This is a genomic window from Streptomyces sp. NPDC058195 (genome assembly GCF_042883525.1).
Lineage (GTDB): Bacteria > Actinomycetota > Actinomycetes > Streptomycetales > Streptomycetaceae > Streptomyces.
On the sequence record NZ_JBHVVM010000019.1, the window covers coordinates 121,944 to 144,886 of the forward strand.

Sequence of the window (22,943 nt, forward strand, 5' to 3'; positions counted from 1 at the left end):
AGGGGCTGTCCGTCCGAACGCCTGCCGCAAACGGTCCATGAACGTAGGCGACTTCGGCTGGAGGGACGCCATGTCGGTGCTGGCAGTGGCGTCGTCGTGGGACTCACGGGGCACGGGCGTTCTCCGATGCGCGGGACGGGGAGCGGGTGCTGGGGCACGGTGAGGGCATGTGTGCGTATCCACAGGAGCGGCCCCCGGGGTGTGGACGAGGCCGTGGTCGGGGTGGTCGGAAGGGTTCCGACCACCCCACCCGGGCTGAGGGTTCGGAAGGTCAGGGGGTTTCGGAAGCGGCCTTCGCCTCGGCCCGGAGGATGTTCATGACCTCGGTCAGTCGCTTGCCGGCCATGCCGAGCCCCTGGGCTTGCACGGCCGTGCGTACAACCGCTCGGGACAGCTCGCCCTGCTCGGCGGCAGCGGCGCGGCCTATTCCGACCAGGTCCTCCAGCGAGGCGTCCGGCGGTCGTCCGCCTCGCCGCTTGGCCTCCGTATCCCCGGCAGGCTGTTCCGGAGCCTCGGTGGTGGTCTCGCGGGTGATCAGGATGTGGAGGTGGACCGCGCCGGCCAGAGCGAGCGGCGCGATGGTGGAGAGGACGCCCACGGTGGCGTCGCCCAGGTGCAGGCTGTCGGATGTGACCTGTTGGTTGAGGCGGAGGGCGTGCAGGGCGTTCGCCCAGATGCTCGCCGTGGTCGCTGTTCCGAACAGGGTCCATACGTAGAGGCGGGCTCGGAACGGGGCGGTGCGCAGGACGAGGAGGGCTCGTACCCCGTAGGCGATGAACCCGTCGATCACGAGCGGGAAGAGGTAGGTGAGGAACCCGCGGATGTGGATGGCGACGGCCATCTGCTGAAGTGCGTCGTACGACAGCGCGCACGCGGCGGCGCCGAGGGTCAGGATCGCAGCGCGGTCCCAGCCGGTCGCCTGGTGGGCTGTGCCGTGGTGGGCGGGTATGGCAGGGGTGGTCAAGCTGGATGCTCCTGTGGTGGTGGCGTGATGCGTCTTGGGCGTCTTGGGCGTCTTGGCCGTTGCAAGCGCAGGTCAGGGCCGGTACGGCAGGCCCGGCCGGTGTCCGTCTTGGCCGCGCCCTGGCGGGGACGGCACGGGGTCGCCCTTCCGTCTTGGCCTCATGGCCGGTGACCTGCGGCGATACGGCGCGTACGCGTGGGACGGCACGAGACGGGTGCGGGCAACGTCCCGGCGGCCTGCACGGGCGACGGTGATCGTGTTGCCGTCTTGGGCCCGGTTGCCGTCTTGCGCGTATGCCCTCTGACCTGCGCGTTCACGGCAGGGACGGCAAGGACGGCAACCAGCGAGGGCGGGGCGGGGTCAGCTCTGCAGGAGGGTGGGCGCGGCGTCGACCGGATGGACGGTCGGGCAGTAGCGGCGCCAGGGGTCGAGGAACTTGTTGCGCATGTAGCCCTTGCGCTGGGTTCCGTCGACCATGCGGACGTTTCCGGGCTTGATGCCGAACTGCCGGAGCATCGAGCCGAGGTCGCGCGGGCTGAGCCCGCTGCGCCCCCACTCGGCCCACGGGCTCTCCGGATCCTGGCGCAGCTGGTGGATCAGCTCCTCCGTGGAGAGGCTGTCGACCTCGCGCTGGGCGACGAAGACGCGCCGGATGTCGGCCAGGATGCGGGCCCCGCTGGGGTGGTCCTCCTCGGCCGCGGCCTCGGCGGAAACCATCTGCTCGCACGCGGTACGAGCCCGGCGCGGCCAACTGCCTGCCGCGAGGTCGGCGACGATGACGAGCGGTTCCCAGGTGTCGGCTGCCCGGTCCTCGACCGGCATCTCCGGTTCCAGGTCGGCGGCCTCGTCCAGCAAGGGTCCCGCCCAGGCAGCGATGCGGTCGCGTAGGCCGTGGAGGGCGGGGATGTCCCGTCGTGACCGGAACGGCCGGACGGTCTCGCCTTCCGCCCGTCGGCGCATGCGGATGACCACCGACCGGTCCATGATCGTGCCGGGTAGATCACCGATCCCGGCGATGGCCGCCATGGCGAAGGTGGCGAACCGGTGGGGCGTGTGGTCGTTGCCGACGACCCGGGTCACGTAGCGGTTGCGCTGGTGGCCGGCGTTCAGCAGGCCGCGCATCTCTTCGTTCTTCTCCGCCTGCTTCGGCGTGCCGAAGATCGTGTCCGCCTCGTCCACGAGGAGTGTGGGCGGTTCCTCGGTGATGGAGCGGAAGACCGCCGCCGGCGTGGTGTTGATGGTGAGCATCGGCTCGTGGACCGTCTCGGTCAGCACGTCCAGCAGCCGTGACTTGCCGCACCGCTTCGCCGGCCCGACCACGGCCAGGCGCGGGGCGTGCTGCCACGCGGGCTGCAGATGAGTCGCTGCCACCCACAAGGTGACTGCGTCGAGCGCCTGCTTGGAGGGCAGGATGACGAACTTCGATATCTGCTCACGCAGTTCGTCCAGCAGTTCCGATCCGTGCGTCGGCTCCGGATCCGGCTGTTCCGTCTCGGGACACCGCTTGGGGCCGAGGTCGGGCCGTTCATTTTCGGGACACCGCTCGGCGGGCGGCGAGGTCTGTGCCGGATCGTCGGCGACCTGGCCAGCCTCGACTGTGGTCCGGCCCGGCTGGCCGGGCACGGCGACCGGCGGCCACGCGGTCGTGCCCTGTTCGGAATAGGGCTCGGGCATCGCGGGTTGCACTGGGCAGCTCCTCTTCTCGCGTCGCCAGGCATACGGGCCCGGCGCGCGGGGTCGTTCGTGGGATTACGGGCGGGGGTCGTTGAGCCTCCGGCGTTGCCTCGCCGGAGGCTCTCTCGCTTCCCGAGCGGGGCGAGGGAACACGGACCGTACGTCCACGCCCCGCAACAGTCCAGCGATTCTGTGTCAGCTCAGCGCAGAACCGTCTGCTACCTTTCTCCGCCCTCACGCGGCCAACCCCAGCAGATTGAGCAGGTCCGCCGTCACCACGCGGTACGTCTTACCCAGGCGCAGGACCTTGCACGGGTACTCGCCCCGCTTGGCCAGCTCGTAGCCCTTGCTCCGCCCGAGACCCAGCGCCCGGTTGCCCGTGTCCAGGTCAACGGCTGCCGGTAGGGCCAGCAACTCGCCCCGACTCATACCCTTCGGGCCGGTTCCCGCGGTGTCGTCGCGCACGCGGCACCCTTCTCGTCACAGCCCTCGGCGAACACGGTCGTCGTGTCCGGCTCCAGGCCGACGAGATCCACCATGAAGAAGTTAATGTGTCGCCATGACGCAACACGGTTTCGATGATGAAGAGGACGACGACTTCCCGGAGTGGGTCGACCGCATCAGGAACAACGTCGCCGGAGAAGTCCGACGCCGCAGGAAGGAGAAGAGGTGGAGCGCCCAACGGCTGGCCGACCGCTGCGAAGAACTCGGGCACCCCATCCCCCGCAATGTGATCGCCAACCTGGAATCCGGCCGAAGGGCGAACCTGCCCCTGGTGGACGTCATGGTGCTGGCCGCGGCCCTGGAGACGTATCCGATCTGCCTGATCTTCCCCCTCGGCCACGTCGAGCGGACCCAGGAACTCCCCTTCCACTCGCTCATCCCGACCTGGGATGCCATGCGGAAGTTCACCGGCGAAGCCGACGAGTTCGGGATCGATGACGGTCTCATCCCCGAGTTCAACCGTCACGCCAGCCTGACCCGCACCATCATCGCCGCCCGGCGCGAGGCCAAAAGCGCTGCCTTCGCCGTGGAGACCGCGACCAACCCCGCCCAGCGCGAGGAAGCGGAGCGGAAAGCCGACGAGTACACCCAGCTGGCCGAAGAAGCGAAGCGACGGCTCCTCAACCTCCGCGACGACATCCGCGAAGAAGGCGCCACCCCACCCGAACTGTCCCCATGGCTCGAAGACATCGAGCCGCAGCCTGACCCCGACCAGGAGGAAGACGCTTGAAAGGCTCCACCTACCGCCGCTGTTCCTGCCGTGACCCCAAGACCGGCAAGGAACTCGGCGCTTCCTGTCCCAAGCGCAACAGCAGGAATCACTGCACATACTCCATACGTCAGGAGCTGCCGCCCCGCGAGGACGGCAGCCGGCGTTCCTTCGCCCGTGGCGGGTACGGCAGCCTCAAGGCCGCCCAGGCCGATCTCGACCACGTGCGGGCCCTCATGGGGCTCGCCGAGGCCGACGACCCCGAGGGCATACAGCTGATCGCCGCGATGCTGGCCGAGGTTAGCGGTGAGAAGCTGCCCCTGCCGGACGTGGAGGAGAGCCGGCGCCGGCTCAGGGCCGGCCAGGATCTCATCGGCAGCCTGACCGTGGCCGAGTGGCTGGACCGGTGGCTCGCCGGCAAGCGCATCCGGAAGTCGGGCATCAGCCGGTACGAGACCGACGTCCGCGTGCATCTCAAGCCGCACATCGGCCACCGGCGTCTCGACCGGCTGCGCGTCAGCCACCTGAGCGACATGTTCACCGCCATCACCGACGCCAACGCCGAGATCCTGGAGCAGAACGCCCAGCGGCGAGCGGCGGTCGAGGAGTTGGCGACCGTCCCGTGGAAGGGTGTGGGCAACCGCGCCCGCCGCAAGGCCATGAAGGCGGCGATCGACGCGATGCCGCCCTTCCGCCGCGTCACCGGCCCCGCCACACGCCAGCACATCAAGGCGACGCTCCGCGCGGCCCTGAACGACGCGATCGGGCAGCAGATCATCACGTTCAACCCGGCGGCCCACGTCGAGATCGACCCGGTGCGCAAGCCGAAGGCGCTCGTGTGGACGGACGAGCGGGTCGCCAAGTGGGAGCAGACCGGTGAGAAGCCGTCCCCCGTGATGGTCTGGACGCCGGAACAGACTGGTGCGTTCCTCGACTTCGTCGCCGAGGACCGGCTGTACGCGATGTGGCACCTCATCGCCTTCCGCGGCCTGCGGCGAGGCGAGGCGTGCGGGCAGCCCTGGTCGGAGACCAACCTCGACCGGCACTCCCTCACCGTCACGGGCCAGCTCGTCCAGGACGGCTGGGAGGTTGAGGCATCCGAGCCGAAGACGGACAGCGGCTTCCGCGTCGTCGCCCTGGACGACGACACGGCCGGCGTCCTGGAGCGCCACCGCAAGCAACAGGAAGCCGACCGCGCGGAGTGGGGATCGGCATGGGTGAACACTGGGCTCGTCTTCACCCAGGAGGACGGCTCCTGGGTCCACCCGGGCAAGGTCACCGACCTCTTCGAGCGGCTCGTCGCCGCCTCCGGACTGCCGCCGATCCGGCTGCACGACCTCCGGCACGGCGCGGCCACACTCATGCTGGCCGCTGACATCGACATCAAAATCGTGTCGGACACGCTCGGGCACAGCGACACCCGGATCACGCGCGACATCTACCAGACCGTGCTCCCCCACGTCGGCAAGAGCGCCGCCGAGGCCACCGCCAAGCTGGTCCCGCTCCAGCGCAAGGCCGAGCAAGAAGCGCAGGTCCGCCAGGCCGCCGAGGAAGCGAAGAAGGCCGCCAAGGCGAAGGCCAAGCGGAAGAAGAAGGCCAAGGCCAGGAAGGCCGCGAAGAAGGGCTGACAGCCGCTCCGCTCACGCATCGCTCACGCAAGCACTTCCACAGCATCCCCGTCGTGCGGCTCGGCGTGCCCCGGGCATGAAAAAACCCCAGGTCACGGCGAGTGAGTCCTGGGGTGATTCCGAGCCGCCTTCGGGATTCGAACCCGAGACCTACGCATTACGAGTGCGTTGCTCTGGCCAACTGAGCTAAGGCGGCGCGCCCTGTCGCACCATGGTGCGATCAGCAGCGTCGCCAAGTCTACACAGTTTCCGAGGGTGCTTCGTACCAGCCCTGGTGTTGGCCGTCTGTGCAGGTCAGGAGCACTTCTTGTCCCGGGCGGGCGGGGTGCCCTCCAGGAGATAGACGTTGATCGCGGTGTCGATGCAGTCGCTGCCGCGGCCGTAGGCCGTGTGGCCGTCGCCCTGGTACGTGAGGAGGGTGCCGGAGGAGAGCTGCCCGGCCAGGGAGCGGGCCCACTTGTACGGGGTGGCCGGGTCGCGGGTGGTGCCGACCACGACGATCGGGGCGGCGCCCTCGGCCTTGATGCGGTGGGGGGTGCCGGTGGCCGGGACGGGCCAGTCGGCGCAGTTCAGGGCGGCCCAGGTGAAGGACTCACCGAAGACCGGGGACGCCTTCTCGAAGTTCGGGGCGGCCCGGGTGGCGGCCTTGGCGTCGGCGAAGGCGGGCGGCTGGTCCAGGCAGTTCACGGCGGCGTTGGCGAACATGAGGTTGGCGTACGAGCCGTTCGGCTCGCGCTCGTAGTAGCTGTCCGACAGGGCGAGCAGGCCGGAGCCGTCACCGTTCTGGGCGGCGGCGACGGCTTCACGGAGCTGGGGCCAGGCCGACTCGTCGTACATGGCGGCGATGACCCCCGTGGTGGCCAGGGACTCGGTGAGCCTGCGGGGGTCGCCGGTGGCGACCGGGCGGGCGTCCAGATCGGCGAAGAGCCGCTTCATGCGGGTGGCGGCGTCGGCGGTCGAGGTGGTGCCGAGCGGGCAGTCCGCGTTCTTCACGCAGTCGGCGGCGAAGGCCTGGAAGGCGGTCTCGAAGCCCGCGGTCTGGTCCCGGTTCAGCTCCACGGCGTCCAGCGAGGGGTCCATCGCGCCGTCGAGGACCAGCCGGCCGACCCGGGCGGGGAAGAGCTCGGCGTACGTCGCGCCGAGGAAGGTGCCGTAGGACGCCCCGACGTAACGCAGCTCCTCGTCGCCGAGCACGGCCCGCAGGATGTCCATGTCGCGGGCCGTGTCGACGGTGGAGACATGCGGCAGGATCTCGCCGGAGCGCTTCTCGCAGCCCTGCGCGAACTGCTGGTACGCGTTGTTCAGCGCGGTGACCTCGGCGGCGTCGTCCGGGGTCTGGTCGACCTGGGTGTAGCGGTCCATCTGCGCACCGGTGAGGCAGACGACCGGCTCGCTCCGGGCCACCCCGCGCGGGTCCACGGCGACCATGTCGTAGCGGGCCCGGACCTGTTCGGGGTAGCCGATCCCGGCGTAGCTCTGGAGGTACTCGACGGCCGAGCCGCCGGGGCCGCCCGGGTTCACCAGGAGGGAACCGATCCGCTCGCCGGGTCCGGTGGCCGCCTTGCGGGACACGGCCAGCCCGATGTCGCCGCCGTCCGGCTTCGCGTAGTCCAGCGGCGCCTTCATCGTGGCGCACTGGAACCCCTCGACGCCGCAGTCCCGCCATTTCAGCCGCTGTCCGTAGTACGACGCGAGTGCGGCGGGGACCGCCGGGGCGGACGCCGCGGACGAGGCGCCCGGGGGCGGCACGGAGGCCGCCGAACCGCCATCCGTGCAGCCGGAGACGAGCAGACCGGCCGTGCCGAGCAGCGCGGTGGCGAGGATGCGGAACGAACGCCTGGGGTCCATCCCCGGAAGCGTAGCCGCCTCGCACCCATTCGCCCGATTCGCTCCCCGTACGGGTGAAGGGGCCCTCACGGGCCGGGCCCGCCCAGGGGGATGCCCGGCCCCTGCGTGCGTGACGCCGCAGCCCGTGTCAGACGTCCCCTAGGGCCTCTCGTTTGGATCATGCCGGGCTCGCGGGGGCCGGCACGCACATCTGCCGCGTCGTCGTCAGTCACCGACGCTCCGCGTCGGCTCCTTCCTCCGCCTTGCAGCTGCACGCACCAGCCCCCGCTCCCTGATCCAGCCTGATCCAAACGAAAGACCCTAGCCCGCGCGCAGGGCCATCGTCATGGCCTCGACCGCGAGGAGCGGCGCCACATTGCGGTCCAGGGCCCGGCGGCAGGCGATCACCGCCTCTATCCGGCGCAGGGTGCGCTCGGGTGTGGAGGAGCGGGCGATGCGGTCGAGGGCGTCCTCGGCATCGGTGTTGGCGATAGCGATCCGGGAGCCCAGCTGGATGGCCAGCACATCGCGGTAGAAGCCGGTCAGGTCGGTGAGCGCGAGATCGAGGCTGTCGCGCTGCGTACGCGTCTTGCGGCGCTTCTGCCGGTCCTCCAGCTCCTTCATCACCCCGGCGGTGCCGCGCGGCAGCCGTCCCCCGGCGGCGGCGCCGAGCGCGGCCTTCATCTCCTCCGTCTCCTTGACGTCGACCTCCTCGGAGACCTGTCTGGCGTCATCGGTGGCGGTGTCGATCAGCTCCTGGGCCGCCTTGAGGCAGCCTCCGATGTCCTCGACCCGCAACGGAAGCCTGAGCACAGCCGCGCGGCGCGAGCGGGCCCGCTCGTCGGTCGCGAGGCGACGGGCCCGGTCGATGTGGCCCTGCGTGGCACGGGCGGCGAACGCGGCCCGCTCCGGCTCGACGCCGTCCCGCCGGACCAGGACATCGGCGACCGCGTCCACGGGGGGCGTGCGCAGCGTGAGGTGGCGGCAGCGGGAGCGGATGGTGGGCAGCACGTCTTCCAGGGAGGGCGCGCAGAGCAGCCACACCGTGCGGGGCGCGGGCTCCTCGACCGCCTTCAGCAGGACATTCCCCGCGCCCTCGGTGAGGCGGTCGGCGTCCTCCAGGACGATGACCTGCCAGCGGCCCACCGCCGGGGAGAGCTGGGCGCGGCGGACCAGCTCCCGGGTCTCCTTCACACCGATGGAGAGCAGGTCCGTACGGACCACTTCGACGTCGGCGTGCGTGCCGATGAGGCTGGTGTGGCAGCCGTCGCAGAAGCCGCAGCCGGGGGCGCCGCCCAGGGCGCGGTCAGGGCTGGTGCACTGGAGAGCGGCGGCGAAGGCACGGGCGGCGGTGGCCCGGCCGGAGCCGGGCGGTCCGGTGAACAGCCAGGCATGGGTCATCTTCGACGTGGACGGGACCGGCTCCCCCGCGGCCCCGGCGGTGACCAGCGCGTCGGCGTCCCGAGCGGCGGCGCCGAGCTGCTCCTCCACCTGGTCCTGGCCGACCAGGTCGTCCCAGACGGACATGGGTCACCGCCCTTTCGGCGCTGTGCGGTCTCGGTGTGCCGGTCCGGTTGGCCCGGTCCGGCTCCCATTGTGGGGGACGGGTCTGACAATCCCGGCAGCACGGCCGCCGGGCAGAGGGGTTCCCAGCGACACGGCAACCGGGGAGGAGGCTCCCAGCAGCACAGCCGCCGGGCAGGAGACTCCCCGCCCGGCGGCCGTCACCACTCGCCGGTCAGCGGCGCGGACGACGGCCCCGGCCCGAGCGGCCCGGCCCCTCGTCGTCGTGCGGCTCGTCGCGGCGCTCGCCCAGCAGTTCGTCCGCCAGCGACGGCAGATCGTCCAGCGGAGTCTCCTCGGCCCAGTCGGGGCGCGGGCGGCGGCCCCGGCCGCCCTGGTCCCGGACCGGCTGCGCGTCGCCGACCTGCGGCAGCTCCCGGGTCCGCTCGTTCTCGCTCTCCGCCGCGGATCCCCCCGGGCGCTCGTCGCGGAAGATGCCACGCGGAACCCGGTCCGCCGGATCGGCGTCCCGGACCTCCGGGACATCCCGTACCGGCGGGAGGACCGTCGTCTCTTCCGACCCGTCGGACCACCCGGAGCGGCCGGCCCCGTCGTGGATCTTCGGGATCATCGTCGTCTCGGCCTCGTCGGCGCGCGCGTCCGGGCCGTCCGGCGCGGGTACCTGCTGCGTCACGTCGTTCGGGTCGATGATCGGCGTCGGCACCGTGATCTCGTTCTCCGGCACGGACGCCGCCGCGGCAGCCTCCGCGCGGGCCCGCTCCGCCGCCTCGGCGGCCTCGGCCTCCGCCTGCCTGCGCGCCTGCTCGGCCCGCAGCAGCGCCTCCTCGGCCTTCCGCTGCTTCTCCAGCCGCAGCGCCTCGGCCTCCTTGCGCAGCCGGGCGTCCTCCTCGGCCTTCCGGCGCAGCCGGGCCTGCTCGGCCTCGCGGGCCGCCTCCTCGGCCTCCCGCCTGGCCCGCTCCTCCTCGGCGACCCGGCGGGCCTCCTCGGCGCGCTGCCGGGCCTCCTCCGCCTGGCGTTCGGCCTCGCGGCGGCGGGCCTCCTCCAGCTCGCGGGCCTTGCGCTCCTCCTCCTCGGCGCGGAGCTTGGCGAGCTGGGCCTCCCGCTCGCGCTCCAGCCGCTCCTCCTCGGCCTTGCGGGCCGCCTCTTCCTCGGCCTTGCGCCTGGCCTCCTCCTCGGCAGCCCGGCGCGCCTCCTCCTGGGCCTTGATCTCGGCCTCGGAGAGCGGCAGGAGCTGGTCGAGCCGATGGCGTACGACGGTGGTGATGGCCTCGGGCTCCTGGCCCGCGTCCACGACCAGATAGCGGTTCGGGTCGGCCGCGGCCAGGGTCAGGAAGCCGGACCGCACCCGGGCGTGGAACTCGGGCGGCTCGGACTCCAGCCGGTCGGGAGCCTCGGTGAACCGTTCCCTCGCGGTCTCCGGGGCGACGTCCAGCAGCACCGTCAGATGCGGTACCAGCCCGCCGGTCGCCCAGCGGGAGATCCGGGCGATCTCGGTCGGCGCGAGGTCGCGGCCCGCGCCCTGGTAGGCGACGGACGAGTCGATGTAGCGGTCGGAGATGACGATCGCGCCGCGCTCCAGCGCCGGACGGACGACCGAGTCGATGTGCTCGGCGCGGTCGGCGGCGTACAGCAGGGCCTCGGCCCGGTTGGACAGCCCGGCCGACGAGACGTCCAGCAGGATCGAGCGCAGCCGCTTGCCGACCGGGGTGGCGCCCGGCTCGCGGGTGACGACGACCTCGTGGCCCTTGGCCCGGATCCAGTCGGCGAGCGCCTCGGCCTGGGTGGACTTGCCCGCCCCGTCACCGCCCTCCAGCGCGATGAAGAAGCCGGTCGCGGCGGGGGCCACGGCCGGGTCGCCGCCGCGCACCGCCTCACGCAGGTCGCGGCGGAGCGGTACGCCGGAGCGGTCGTCGGTCTTCGCGAGGACGATCGCGGCGACCGGCAGCAGCAGCGCGCCGATCAGCATCAGCGCGAAGGCCGCGCCGCCGTGCTCGAAGACGAAGTCGCCGGAGCCCAGCCGGTGGGTGCCGATCGCGGCGGCCAGCAGCGGACCGGCCAGCGCGCCGAGCGCGATCAGGACCCGCACGACGGCCTGGAGGTGCTCGGTGGTCCGGGCCCGCCGGGACTCCTCGGTCTCCTGGTCGGCCAGGGCGTGCCCGGTGTGGGCGGCGACCCCGGCGGCGTAACCGGCGAGCACCGCGATCATCAGCACGGTCGCGGTGTCCGGCACCAGGCCCATGACCAGCAGCGCGATCCCGGTGACGGCGGTGGCCAGGGCGAACAGGCGGCGCCGCGACAGCGTGGGCAGCACCTTCTGCGCGGTCCGGACGCCGACGCCGGTGGCCCCGGTCAGGGCCAGGACCAGCAGGGCGAAGGTGGCGGGCCCGCCGCCCAGGTCCGCGGCGTGCAGCACGGAGACGGCGGCGGCCGCGGCGATCGCCCCGGCGACCGCGGCCGAAGCGCCGACGATCAGCGGGATGGCCCCGGTGCGGCCCCGGTCGGGTCCGCCTCCGGCCGACGGGCGGCGCAGGCCCTCCAGCGGGGAGCGCGGGCGCGGGGTCTGCGTACCGGGCAGCTCCAGGAAGTACAGGGTGGAGACCGACGCCGAGAAGAGCCCGGCCGCGACGTACGAGCCGAGGGCCGCCTGGTGGAACGAGAACCACTCCAGGCCCGATCCCAGCAGCTCGCCGACGAGCGTGGTGATCAGCAGGACGACCGCCGCGGCGGGGATCGCGGCGAAGTCGGTACGGATGGAGAGCCGGCGCAGCGCGTCCAGACGGTCGGGCAGGGGACGCACCACGGCACCCTCGATGGGCGGGGCGGGCAGCAGCGCGGGGGCGGCGCCGTCCTTGGCGACCGTCCACAGGCGTTCGGCGGCGCCCGTGACGAAGACGGTGATGAGGATCATCATCAGCGCCTTGCCGGGCATCCAGTCGATCCACAGCGGCGCGACGACCAGCAGCGCGAGCCGCAGCCCGTCCGTCCCGATCATCAGCCACCGCCGGTCCAGCGGCCCGCCGGGCGTGGTGAGGGTCGTCAGGGGGCCGAGGAGTACGGCTCCGAAGATCAAGGTGGCCAGAATCCGGGCACCGAAGACCGCGGCGACGGCGAACGCCGCACCCCGGTAACCGGTTCCGAAGGAGCCCTCCAGGACCGCCGCCTGCAGCGACATCAGCACCAGTACGAGAAGGGCGAGGGCATCGCCGGTACTGCCGATGAGCTGCGCGCTCCACAACCGCTTCAGCGGGGGAACACGCAACAGCGCTCGTACGGCGCGCTCCCGTGAGTCTGCGGCAAGTGTGTCGGAGGTGGGGCTCACGACCGTTGGCTGCTCGGCTCGCGTCATCCGCCCAGCCTATCCGGAGCGGTGAGGTCCCCGGGGGCCCCGTCCGAACATACGCCCGCTCGCGCCGCCCGTTCCGTGACCCACGCGTGCCCGCGCCGCCCGTTGCGCGCCGCCGTGGCCGGGCGCACACGCGCCGGAGGGGGCCGGGAAACCCCGGCCCCCTCCGGTACGCGATCCCGCGCGGCCGGCCGGTCAGTCCTCCACGGACGCCGAGGCCGTCTTCTTCGCCGCGGTCTTCTTGGCCGGGGCCTTCTTCGCCGTGGTCTTCTTGGCGGCCGCGGTGGTCTTCTTGGCCGCCGTCTTCTTCGCGGTCGTCTTCTTGGCCGTCGCCGCGGTCTTCTTGGCCGGGGCCTTCTTCGCCGTCTTCTTCTTGGCGGGGCCCTTGGCCCGCTTCTCGGCGAGCAGCTCGTAGCCGCGCTCCGGCGTGATCTCCTCGACGCTGTCGCCGGTGCGCAGCGTCGCGTTCGTCTCGCCATCGGTGACGTACGCGCCGAAGCGGCCGTCCTTGACCACGACGGGGGCTCCGCTGACCGGGTCCGTGCCCAGTTCCTTCAGCGGCGGCTTGGCGGCGGCCCGGCCGCGCTGCTTGGGCTGGGCGTAGATCGCGAGCGCCTCTTCGAGGGTGATGTCGAAGAGCTGCTCCTCGGAGGTGAGCGAGCGCGAGTCCGTGCCCTTCTTCAGGTACGGGCCGTAGCGGCCGTTCTGCGCGGTGATCTCGACGCCCTCGGCGTCCTCGCCGACGACCCGCGGCAGCGACATCAGCCGGAGCGCGTCGGCCAGCGTCACCGTGTCCAGCGACATGGACTTGAAGAGCGAGGCGGTCCGCGGCTTCACCGCGTTCTTGCCGGTCTTCGGCGTGCCCTCGGGCAGCACCTCGGTGACGTACGGGCCGTAGCGCCCGTCCTTGGCGATGATCTGGTGGCCGGTGACCGGGTCCGCGCCGAGTTCGAAATCGCCGCTGGGCTTGGCCAGCAGCTCCTCCGCGTACTCCACGGACAGCTCGTCGGGTGCCAGGTCCTCCGGCACGTCCGCGCGCTGGTGGCCCTCCGCGTCCTTCTCGCCGCGCTCGATGTACGGCCCGTAGCGGCCGACCCGCAGCTTGATGTCGTTGCCGACGGGGAAGGAGGAGATCTCCCGGGCGTCGATCGCGCCGAGGTCGGTGACCAGCTCCTTCAGACCGCCGAGGTGGTCGCCGTCGCCGTTGCCCGCGTCGGAGGCCGCTCCCGCGCCCGCCTGGTCGTCGCCCGCGCCGAAGTAGAAGCGCTTGAGCCACGGCACGGACTGGGCCTCGCCGCGCGCGATCCGGTCGAGGTCGTCCTCCATCTTCGCGGTGAAGTCGTAGTCGACGAGCCGGCCGAAGTGCTTCTCCAGCAGGTTCACCACGGCGAACGACAGGAACGACGGGACGAGCGCGGTGCCCTTCTTGAAGACGTAGCCGCGGTCCAGGATCGTGCCGATGATCGACGCGTACGTCGACGGGCGGCCGATCTCGCGCTCCTCCAGCTCCTTGACCAGCGAGGCCTCGGTGTAGCGGGCGGGCGGCTTGGTGGCGTGGCCGTCGGCCGTGATCTCCCCGGCGGACAGCGCGTCGCCCTCGGCGACCTGCGGCAGGCGGCGCTCGCGGTCGTCCAGCTCGGCGTTCGGGTCGTCGGCGCCCTCGACGTACGCCTTCATGAAGCCGTGGAAGGTGATCGTCTTGCCGGACGCGGAGAACTCGGCGTCCCGGCCGTCGCTCGCCCGGCCACCGATCTTGACGGTGACGGAGTTGCCGACCGCGTCCTTCATCTGGGAGGCGACGGTCCGCTTCCAGATCAGCTCGTACAGCCGGAACTGGTCGCCGCTCAGGCCGGTCTCGGCGGGGGTGCGGAAGCGGTCACCGGAGGGGCGGATCGCCTCGTGCGCCTCCTGCGCGTTCTTGACCTTCCCGGCGTACGTGCGCGGCTTCTCCGGCAGGTAGTCGGCGCCGTAGAGCTGGGTGACCTGGGCACGGGCGGCGGTGACCGCGGTGTCCGAGAGGGTCGTGGAGTCGGTACGCATATAGGTGATGAAGCCGTTCTCGTACAGCTTCTGCGCGACCTGCATGGTGGCCTTGGCCCCGAAGCCCAGCTTCCGGCTCGCCTCCTGCTGGAGGGTCGTCGTCCGGAACGGCGCGTACGGGGAGCGGCGGTACGGCTTCGACTCGACGGACCGTACGGCGAAGGAGGACCCGGCGAGCGCGGCGGCCAGGGCGCGGGCGCTCGTCTCGTCCAGGTGCAGCACCTGGCCGGAGCCGGACTTCAGCCGTCCGTCCGGACCGAAGTCGCGGCCCTGCGCGATGCGGCGGCCGTCGACCGTGCTCAGGCGGGCGGTGAGCGTCGACGGGTCCGACGCGTCACCGGCGCGGCCGGTGGCGAAGGTGCCGGTGAGGTCCCAGTACTCGGCGGAGCGGAAGGCGATGCGCTCGCGCTCCCGCTCGACGACGAGCCGCGTCGCCACGGACTGGACGCGGCCGGCCGACAGGCGCGGCATGACCTTCTTCCACAGGACCGGCGAGACCTCGTAGCCGTACAGCCGGTCGAGGATGCGGCGGGTCTCCTGGGCGTCGACCATGCGCTGGTTGAGCTCGCGCGGGTTGGCGACGGCGGCCCGGATCGCGTCCTTGGTGATCTCGTGGAAGACCATCCGGTGCACCGGGACCTTGGGCTTCAGAACTTCCTGGAGGTGCCACGCGATGGCCTCGCCCTCGCGGTCCTCATCGGTGGCGAGGAAGAGTTCGTCGGACTCGGCCAGCAGCTGCTTGAGCTTCCTGACCTGTGCCTTCTTGTCCGCGTTGACGACATAGACGGGCTGGAAGTCGTGCTCGACGTCGACGCCGAGCCGACGGACCTCGCCGGTGTACTCGTCCGGGACCTCGGCGGCGCCGTTCGGGAGGTCGCGGATGTGCCCGACGCTCGCCTCGACGACGTATCCGGGGCCGAGGTAGCCCTTGATCGTCTTCGCCTTGGCAGGCGACTCGACGATGACGAGTCGGCGGCCGCCCTGTGCGGTCTCGCTGGTCGGGGACAACTTCGCTCTTCTCTCCGGTCGACGCTCGGTGGGCATCCGGGCAGCGCGGCGGCGCTGCCGATGGTGCTGTCGCTGCGGAGTGTGACGGTACAACCCGCCCCCGTGTCAAACGGCAAAAGCCCGCAACGGCCACTCGAACGGTAACCCGACTTCCGGCATTCCTGCCGCCCGGACCGCCCTATACGCCCGGTACACGGTCGCTGCCTGCGGGTTTACGAGGGTGGTCGCGGCGGTGCGGGCACGGACGACGGGCCGGGTGCGGGCCGGGCGTGTTCCCCGCCGCCTTCCGCCGCTTCCCCGCCACCGCACCGGCCGCACGGCCCGGTCCGGCCCGGCCTGGTACGCCCCCTCGGCCGCGCGCTCAGACCCGGGTGAAGCACCACACGCCGAGGACGAGAAAAAGTACGCCGAACACGGTGGCGAGGAGTGCGGAGGCGGCGGGACTCACGCCGTGCGCCACCGGCGCGCGGTGCAGTACACGCGTTCCCGTCCACAGCAGCAGCGCGGCGCCGAACAGCGCGAACGCCGCTCCGGCGAGGACCGCAGGTCCGCTCTCCATGTCCGTACGCCTCCCGGTCCCGGCCCGGCCGGGGCAGGTGCCCGTCCCGGCCAGAAGGAGGCTGCCACCCCCGGGCGTCGTTGATGCGAACCCCGGGTGAATGGCCGGATCCACCCGTCTCGCCCCGGCTTCACCGCCTCCGTGTGGTGCGTCCTATACGGAATCCGTGGACGCCGGGGTCCGTCGTCGGCGGGACACCCGAAGGCGCTGGTCGCGGGGGCCCTCCTCACGTACGAGGGCGCACGCCGGGCCGGGAGCGGAGCGCCTGCACCACACGCACCGGCGCACGCTCCGGCAGAGCCCCGACGCTCAACAGTCCTTCCCCGGCACTCTCCCGAAGCGCCCGGTTCTCCCCCGGCACGCCCTCGAAGCACCCGGGCCGACGCTCCGCCGCGTCCCGGCCGGTCCCAGGCCACCCCGGGCGCCCCCCGGGCGTTGCCCCGGAAGCGCACCCGGGCGGTCAGCCCGCCGCGGGAACCGGCTCCAGGAAGCCCTCCTCGACCAGCAGCCGGATCGCCTGCGGCGTCCGGTCGCGCAACAGCACCGGGTCCTCGTTCATCAGCTGGGCGATCGCGTCCAGGATCCGGCCCGCGGGCAGCGTCCCGTCGCAGACCCCGGCGAACCCTGCGCCCACCGCGTCGACCTTCGTCGCGCGCCGCATACCGCGGTTCTGACGGAGCACCACATGCTCCGGGTCTTCCGCGCCGGGCAGCCCGACCTGTTCCTGCACGACCTCGGCGGCCAGGACGAAGTGCCCGGCCAGGAGCGCCGCGTCGTCCTGCTCGCGGAGGTAGTCCTGACGGGCGAAGTGGGCCTCGACGGCCGGGCCGAGCGGCTGTTCCACCGCGTGCGGCCACTCCTCGATCACGACGGACGGCCGGCCGGCGGCGGCCGCGGCGGACTTGCGCAGTGTGATCCAGCCGAAGCCGACGCCCTTGGTCTTGCGGGCCTCGAACTCGTCCAGCCAGGCGTCGTACCGCGCGGCGTACTCCGCGGGGTCCGTGCGGTGGTCGCCGCTGTCGCGCAGCCACAGCTCCGCGTACTGCGTGACGTCCTGCACCTCGCGCTGCACGATCCAGGCGTCGCAGCCGTGCGGCACCCAGGAGCTCAGCCGGTGCTGCCACTCCTCGCCCTCGACGTGCTGCCAGTTGGCGAGGAAGTGGGCGTAGCCCCCTTCGTTCAGCCGCTCACCCGTCTGCTGCACCAGCGTCCGGCACAGGTCGTCGCCGCCCATCCCGCCGTCACGGTAGGTGAGGCGGGCGCCGGGCGAGATGACGAACGGCGGGTTGGAGACGATCAGGTCGTACGTCGCGGCGCCGACCGGCTCGTACAGCGATCCCTGGTGCAGCTCGGCCGGGGCGGCGCCGGACAGGGCGAGGGTCAGCCGGGTGAACTCCAGCGCCCGCGGATTGAGATCGGTGGCCGTGACGTGGGTGGCGTGCTGCGCGGCGTGCAGCGCCTGGATGCCGGAGCCCGTACCGATGTCGAGCGCGGAGGCGACAGGTCTGCGGACGGTGATCCCGGCGAGCGTGGTGGACGCCCCGCCGACGCCCAGGACCACGCCCTCCTCACGCGAACCGATGCCGCCCGCGCCGCCGACCGCGCAGCCCAGGTCGGAGACGATGTACCAGTCCTGCCCCTCGGGGCCGCCGTAGGGCCGTACGTCGACGGTGGCCCGCACCTCGTCGCCGTCGCGGGTCACCCAGCCGTCCTCGGCGCACTCCGCCAGCGGCAGCGCGGCGCGGGCCCGCTCGTACGGCACGGGCTGCTGGAGCAGGAAGAGCCGCACCAGCGTCTCGAGCGGGGAGCCGCCCCGGGTCGCGCGGAGCGCCGGGACCGTCTCGCTGCGGGCGAGCGCGGCGTAGGCGGGCGCGCCCAGCAGGTCGAGGAGGCCGTCGGCGGTGAAGGCGGCGGCGAGCAGGGCTTCGCGGAGCCGGGGCGAACGGTCGGGCGCGGGGAGGCTGGTCGTACTCACCCACCCATTGTGTCCGCTCCCGCCGACAACGGCAGCGGCCCGCCGCCCGCGGGGCCCTGCGGACCACTCGCGCGCCGCGTCACACCGGGCGCCTCCGCCGGTCCGTCACCCCTTCTTGCCGGGCGCGGCCGAGGCGGGCTCCGACGGCTTGGTGGCGCCCTCGGACGCACCGGTCTCCTTCGACGGCACCGAGGCCTTCGGCTTCTGGCAGCCCTCCTGCTTGGCCATCGCGGCACCTACCTCGCCGGACTGGAGCTTCTTCAACGACTCGTCACCACTGCTGCTGATCTTGGTGAGTTCGTTCGCGATGCCCTTGAGACCGTCGGCGAACTTGGCCTGGTCCTTCGTGTCCAGCGCGTCGACCTTCTTCTGCAGGTTCGCGTATGCCACGGAGGAGGCATTGAGCTCCTTCACGGCCTCCTTCTGCGTGGTCTCGCCGCCGTCGACCGGCGGCGGACCGGCGGCGTCGACCGCCGAGCCCAGCGCCTTGTACGCCTGCGAAATCTGCTGGAAGGCGGCCGAGTCGGTCTTCTGGACATCGACGGGCTTGCTGTTGTCCGCGGTCTGCTGCTGGATGGCGGCGTTGGCGTTCGCGATCTTCTGGAGCTGCGGCTGGACCTTGTCGCAGACCTTCTTGGACCAGTCGTTCACCTTGGCGCTGTTGTCGTCGTCGCTGCACCCCGACAGCGTCAGTACCAGTACCGCACCGCAGGAAAGCGCGGCCGCAAGCTTCTTGTTCACCGGATCGGTCCCTTCCAAGACTCTCGGCCCCGGAACTTACACGGCGAGCACCCTCTCCTCGGATGCCGGACATCCGATGAATGTGCTTTTGCAGCCATTTGCACCAAGGGAAACGAAGGAGATACACCTCACCCGCACAGCCCCCGAAGGGCGGGAACGCCTGTGCGAACCGCCACCTGAACGGGGCGGGGAATCGATGGCCTCCGGAGCGAGGGACCACGGGCCCTACCGCCCGTCCAGTCATCCGGGCGGCCAGCCGTCCGGGCATCCGGGCATCCGGGCATCCGGGCGGAACCCCAGCAGACCTGCCCCACCCGGCCGTTGACCGGACACCGGCCGCAGGTCGGCGACCACGCGAGAGCGGCCGCGGAAGAGCGGCCACCGGCCCCTATCACCTGGTGCCGGTGGCCGCGGCCCTGCTACGCGTCCTCGGCTCCCACCGCGATCCCGCGCCGCTTGGAGACGTAGACCGCGCCGACGATGACCGCCACGGCGACCGCCGCCGCCACCGCCCGCACACCGGCGCTCGCGTCCTGCCCGTAGCTGAACTGCACCACCGCCGGGGCGATGAGCAGGGCGACCAGGTTCATCACCTTGAGCAGCGGGTTGATCGCCGGGCCCGCCGTGTCCTTGAACGGGTCGCCCACCGTGTCGCCGATGACGGTCGCGGCATGGGCCTCGCTGCCCTTCCCGCCGTGGTGGCCGTCCTCGACGAGCTTCTTCGCGTTGTCCCACGCGCCGCCGGAGTTGGCGAGGAAGACCGCCATCAGCGTGCCGGTCCCGATGGCACCCGCGAGATAGGAACCCAGTGCCCCGACCCCGAGTGTGAAGCCGACGGCGATGGGCGCCATGACAGCCAGCAACCCGGGCGTGGCGAGCTCGCGCAGGGCGTCCTTGGTGCAGATGTCGACCACGCGCCCGTACTCCGGTTTCTCCGTGTGGTCCATGATCCCGGGGTGCTCGCGGAACTGCCGTCGCACCTCGTAGACCACGGCCCCCGCCGACCGCGACACCGCGCTGATCGCGAGGCCGGAGAAGAGGAAGACGACCGCCGCTCCGAGGATCAGGCCCACCAGGTTGTTGGGCTGCGAGATGTCCAGGCTGAGCGTCATCTCCCCGGCCCTGGCCCCCACGTCGTCGACCGCAGTGGCGATCGCGTCGCGGTACGAGCCGAAGAGCGCCGACGCCGCCAGCACGGCGGTGGCGATGGCGATGCCCTTGGTGATGGCCTTGGTCGTGTTGCCGACGGCGTCCAGGTCGGTGAGCACCTGCGCACCGGCCCCCGTCACGTCGCCGGACATCTCGGCGATGCCCTGCGCGTTGTCCGAGACCGGGCCGAAGGTGTCCATGGCGACGATGACACCGACGGTGGTGAGCAGCCCGGTCCCCGCCAGGGCCACGGCGAAGAGCGCCAGCATGATCGACGTGCCGCCGAGCAGGAACGCCCCGTACACCCCCAGGCCGATCAGCAGCGCCGTGTAGACGGCGGACTCCAGCCCGACGGAGACACCGGCGAGGACCACGGTGGCCGGGCCGGTCAGCGAGGACTTGCCGATGTCCCTGACCGGCCGCCGGTCGGTCTCGGTGAAGTAGCCGGTCAGCTGCTGGATCAGGGCGGCCAGCACGATGCCGATGGCGACGGCGACCAGGGCGAAGATCCGCGGGTCACCGCCGTGCGAGGTGATCGCAGGGTCGGTGACACCGTCCAGATCCGCGTACGAGGACGGCAGGTAGAGGAAGGCACTCACCGCGACCAGTGCCAGCGAGACCACCGCGGAGACGAAGAAGCCGCGGTTGATCGCCGTCATTCCGCTGCGGTCGGCGCGCCGCGGGGCGACCGCGAAGATCCCGATCATGGCGGTGACCACCCCGACCGCCGGAACGATCAGCGGGAAGGCCAGCCCCGAGTCGCCGAAGGCGGCCGTGCCGAGGATGAGCGCGGCGACGAGCGTCACGGCGTACGACTCGAAGAGGTCGGCCGCCATGCCCGCGCAGTCGCCGACGTTGTCGCCCACGTTGTCGGCGATGGTGGCCGCGTTGCGCGGATCGTCCTCCGGGATGCCCTGTTCGACCTTGCCGACGAGGTCGGCGCCGACATCCGCCGCCTTGGTGAAGATGCCGCCACCGACTCGCATGAACATGGCGATCAGCGCGGCGCCGAGGCCGAAGCCCTCCAGCACCTTCGGAGCCTCGGCGGCGTAGACGAACACGACGCACGACGCACCGAACAGCCCGAGGCCCACGGTGATCATGCCGACCACACCACCGGTACGAAATGCGATCTTCATCGCCCGGTGCGAAACAGCGGTGAGGTCCTTTTCCGGCTCGCCTTCCCCAGGAGTCGCCTCACGCGCAGCAGCCGCCACACGGACATTGCTGCGCACGGCGAGCCTCATACCGATGTATCCGGTGGCCGCCGAGAAAGTCGCACCCACCAGGAAGAACAACGAACGCCCCGCACGCTGCGACCAGTTGTCTGCCGGAAGCAGCAGAAGCAGGAAGAAAACCACCGCGGCGAAGACGCCGACCGTCCGCAGCTGCCGGGCCAGATAGGCGTTCGCGCCCTCCTGGACGGCGGCCGCGATCGACTTCATACGCTCGGTCCCCTCGCCGGCCGCCAGCACCTGGCGCACCAGCAGCCCGGCGACCACCAGCGCGGCAAGGGCGACGGCCGCGACGCCGACCACGATGGCCCGATTGCTGTCGGTGAGGACCACGGCCGCCATGGATGCGGATCGGCCGGAGGGTGCTGAGAATGCGGATTCTTGCGCCAGTACGGCCAGTGGGGTGTTGAAGAACTCCGCCATACGTCCTCCTTGAAGCTCAGCGCTCAAGACGTGGACGAATTGTAGGGAGCGGGAGCCGGTCAAAACAGCGTGCGGGTACATTTCATTACCCTTCACCGGCCGGCTGATAAATGATCGCACCCCGGGATCTACCTGAATGCAGTAATGGGGCAGGAGCGTTCTCCGCGGATTACTGATCACGCATAAACGAAAGAGGCCCTGCTCGGCAGGGCCTCAAAAACCGGATCAGCACCCCATCAGCGCCGAGGCGCTCTGCCAACCGGGGCGGCATGTCGGCAACCGGTTGGCACCGGCTCGGCATGCCGACGACCGGTTCACAGGTCGGTACCGGGCCAGAAGAGCGCGGTGGACTACGGCAGCACGGGCTCGGGCGTCTTCGGCCAGCTCATACGGATCACTCCGCCCTTGGCCCCCGACCACACCTCCACGTCATCGACGAGACCGCTGATGACCGCGAGTCCCATCTCGTCCTCGCCGTCCGCTTCGCTCTCGCGATCCGGCTCGTCGAGTCCCGCCGGGCCCGTCGTGGTGCCGCTCGCGCTGCCGGGCCCGCCGGAAACGGAATCCGCGCCCGGCCCCGGCACCTCGTCGCTGACCTCGACGGAGAAGGACTTCTCCTCCTCGATCAGGGCGACGGACACGGGAGCGGTGATGCCATGGTTGCGGTGCAGGCCGACCGCGCGGCTGCAGGCCTCGCCGACGGCGAGCCTGACCTCGTCGAGCACGGCTTCGTCGACCCCGGCCCGGCGTGCCACGGCGGCTGCCACGAGGCGGGCCGTCCTGACGTGTTCGGGCTGGGCACTGAAGCGGAGTTCAACGGTGGTCATGCGATCCCCCTCAGACGTACGGGCGTGCATCCAGGGCCCCGGGCGCACGGCCCGGCGTCCCCGTTCCTTCTTCCGCGTTCCATCTTCCGGCACCGGCGGTGTGCCGGTCGCGTCATCGCCCGCCGATCGGTACGGGTGACCGGCCACACCGAGCGGTGCGGGCGGTCAGCCACCACCGGCACGGCCGCCAGCCGCGCCTCGACGGGGCGACTGTCCCGACGACGGACGATCCAGTGACGAGCGAATCGGACGACGGCCACCGGAAACCAGAAGCCGGACGCCAGACACCGGACGCCAGACACCGGACGCCAGACACCGGACGCCTGAAGGGCGCACGGCCGAAGACCGGGCGGCCGGGCCACCGGAGAACGCCTCACCGGCCGACTGGCCGACGTTCCTCCGAACGCTCCGCCATCCGACCGGTGACACCACTGCGGACCCGACGGTCAGTCGGTGGCCGCCACGGCGTCGTCGACCGTGGTGTGAATCGGGAACACCTTGGTCAGACCGGTGATCCGGAAGATCTTGAGAATGCGCTCCTGGTTGCAGACCAGGCGCAGCGAGCCCTCATGGGCCCGGACACGCTTCAGGCCACCCACAAGCACGCCGAGGCCGGTGGAGTCGAGGAAGTCGACGCCTTCCATGTCGACAACCAGGTGGTAGCTGCCGTCATTCACCAACTCGACCAACTGCTCGCGCAGCTTGGGCGCGGTATACACATCAATCTCGCCACCGACCTCGACGACCGTACGGTCGCCACCAGGGCCGGACACATTGCGAGTCGACAAGGACAGGTCCACGGATCCTCCAGCA

At 71.5% G+C, this 22,943-nt stretch carries 15 protein-coding genes and 1 tRNA gene; 2 read left to right on the forward strand and 14 right to left on the reverse strand.

Annotation, left to right across the window (positions count from 1 at the left end):
• Positions 1-271 precede the first annotated feature (271 nt).
• The 3 genes from ACFVWY_RS23510 to ACFVWY_RS23520 form a co-directional block, all read right to left on the reverse strand.
• Positions 272-964 (reverse strand): DUF2637 domain-containing protein, encoded by a 693-nt coding sequence (locus ACFVWY_RS23510; protein ID WP_389875675.1) that lies wholly within the window; start codon positions 962-964, stop codon positions 272-274.
• A gap of 360 nt (positions 965-1,324) precedes the next feature.
• Positions 1,325-2,650 (reverse strand): DUF3631 domain-containing protein, encoded by a 1,326-nt coding sequence (locus ACFVWY_RS23515; protein WP_389875677.1) that lies wholly within the window; start codon positions 2,648-2,650, stop codon positions 1,325-1,327.
• A gap of 222 nt (positions 2,651-2,872) precedes the next feature.
• Complete coding sequence (locus ACFVWY_RS23520; protein ID WP_389875761.1) at positions 2,873-3,067, reverse strand: hypothetical protein; 195 nt, start codon at positions 3,065-3,067, stop codon at positions 2,873-2,875.
• Positions 3,068-3,197: 130 nt separating this feature from the next.
• Between ACFVWY_RS23520 and ACFVWY_RS23525 the strand changes: the two genes are divergently transcribed.
• Positions 3,198-3,872 (forward strand): transcriptional regulator, encoded by a 675-nt coding sequence (locus ACFVWY_RS23525; RefSeq protein WP_389875679.1) that lies wholly within the window; start codon positions 3,198-3,200, stop codon positions 3,870-3,872.
• Positions 3,869-5,479, forward strand: a complete 1,611-nt coding sequence (locus ACFVWY_RS23530) for a tyrosine-type recombinase/integrase (RefSeq protein WP_389875682.1) — start codon at positions 3,869-3,871, stop codon at positions 5,477-5,479. The genes ACFVWY_RS23525 and ACFVWY_RS23530 overlap by 4 nt, the downstream gene beginning before the upstream one ends.
• 122 nt (positions 5,480-5,601) lie before the next feature.
• Here ACFVWY_RS23530 and ACFVWY_RS23535 read toward each other — a convergent pair.
• The 11 genes from ACFVWY_RS23535 to ACFVWY_RS23585 form a co-directional block, all read right to left on the reverse strand.
• Positions 5,602-5,675 (reverse strand) — tRNA-Thr (locus ACFVWY_RS23535).
• A 98-nt stretch (positions 5,676-5,773) separates the two neighbouring features.
• The gene (locus ACFVWY_RS23540; protein WP_389875684.1) at positions 5,774-7,327 is read right to left on the reverse strand and encodes an alpha/beta hydrolase; all 1,554 of its coding nucleotides are present in this window, start codon (positions 7,325-7,327) and stop codon (positions 5,774-5,776) included.
• A gap of 300 nt (positions 7,328-7,627) precedes the next feature.
• A complete protein-coding gene (locus ACFVWY_RS23545) occupies positions 7,628-8,833 on the reverse strand; it encodes a DNA polymerase III subunit delta' (protein ID WP_389875687.1) in 1,206 nt (401 codons plus the stop codon).
• A 211-nt stretch (positions 8,834-9,044) separates the two neighbouring features.
• Positions 9,045-12,176 (reverse strand): dTMP kinase, encoded by a 3,132-nt coding sequence (gene tmk, locus ACFVWY_RS23550; RefSeq protein ID WP_389875690.1) that lies wholly within the window; start codon positions 12,174-12,176, stop codon positions 9,045-9,047.
• 192 nt (positions 12,177-12,368) lie between these two features.
• Entirely contained in the window at positions 12,369-15,221 is a 2,853-nt protein-coding gene (topA, locus tag ACFVWY_RS23555; RefSeq protein WP_389875693.1) for a type I DNA topoisomerase, read from the reverse strand.
• A gap of 361 nt (positions 15,222-15,582) precedes the next feature.
• Positions 15,583-15,780: a hypothetical protein gene (locus ACFVWY_RS23560; RefSeq protein WP_389875696.1), complete on the reverse strand. Its 198-nt coding sequence runs from the start codon at positions 15,778-15,780 to the stop codon at positions 15,583-15,585.
• A gap of 460 nt (positions 15,781-16,240) precedes the next feature.
• Positions 16,241-17,755 carry a methyltransferase gene (locus ACFVWY_RS23565; protein ID WP_389875699.1) on the reverse strand — a complete coding sequence of 505 codons (1,515 nt, stop codon included), beginning with the start codon at positions 17,753-17,755 and terminating at the stop codon, positions 16,241-16,243.
• 105 nt (positions 17,756-17,860) lie between these two features.
• On the reverse strand, positions 17,861-18,496 hold the full coding sequence (locus tag ACFVWY_RS23570; RefSeq protein WP_389875702.1) for a small secreted protein: 636 nt from the start codon (positions 18,494-18,496) through the stop codon (positions 17,861-17,863).
• A 419-nt stretch (positions 18,497-18,915) separates the two neighbouring features.
• On the reverse strand, positions 18,916-21,303 hold the full coding sequence (locus ACFVWY_RS23575; RefSeq protein ID WP_389875705.1) for a sodium-translocating pyrophosphatase: 2,388 nt from the start codon (positions 21,301-21,303) through the stop codon (positions 18,916-18,918).
• A 350-nt stretch (positions 21,304-21,653) separates the two neighbouring features.
• Positions 21,654-22,130, reverse strand: a complete 477-nt coding sequence (locus tag ACFVWY_RS23580) for an ATP-binding protein (RefSeq protein ID WP_389875708.1) — start codon at positions 22,128-22,130, stop codon at positions 21,654-21,656.
• A gap of 446 nt (positions 22,131-22,576) precedes the next feature.
• On the reverse strand, positions 22,577-22,930 hold the full coding sequence (locus ACFVWY_RS23585) for an STAS domain-containing protein (RefSeq protein WP_328318827.1): 354 nt from the start codon (positions 22,928-22,930) through the stop codon (positions 22,577-22,579).
• Positions 22,931-22,943: the final 13 nt, after the last annotated feature.

Bases quoted from the DNA above. Each gene is read 5' to 3' on its own strand.
- ACFVWY_RS23520 (WP_389875761.1), bottom strand. From the start codon at position 3,067: ATGAGTCGGGGCGAGTTGCTGGCCCTACCGGCAGCCGTTGACCTGGAC.
- tmk (WP_389875690.1), bottom strand. From the start codon at position 12,176: ATGACGCGAGCCGAGCAGCCAACGGTCGTGAGCCCCACCTCCGACACA.
- ACFVWY_RS23540 (WP_389875684.1), bottom strand. From the start codon at position 7,327: ATGGACCCCAGGCGTTCGTTCCGCATCCTCGCCACCGCGCTGCTCGGC.
- ACFVWY_RS23560 (WP_389875696.1), bottom strand. From the start codon at position 15,780: ATGGAGAGCGGACCTGCGGTCCTCGCCGGAGCGGCGTTCGCGCTGTTC.
- ACFVWY_RS23580 (WP_389875708.1), bottom strand. From the start codon at position 22,130: ATGACCACCGTTGAACTCCGCTTCAGTGCCCAGCCCGAACACGTCAGG.
- ACFVWY_RS23545 (WP_389875687.1), bottom strand. From the start codon at position 8,833: ATGTCCGTCTGGGACGACCTGGTCGGCCAGGACCAGGTGGAGGAGCAG.
- ACFVWY_RS23575 (WP_389875705.1), bottom strand. From the start codon at position 21,303: ATGGCGGAGTTCTTCAACACCCCACTGGCCGTACTGGCGCAAGAATCC.
- ACFVWY_RS23525 (WP_389875679.1), top strand. From the start codon at position 3,198: ATGACGCAACACGGTTTCGATGATGAAGAGGACGACGACTTCCCGGAG.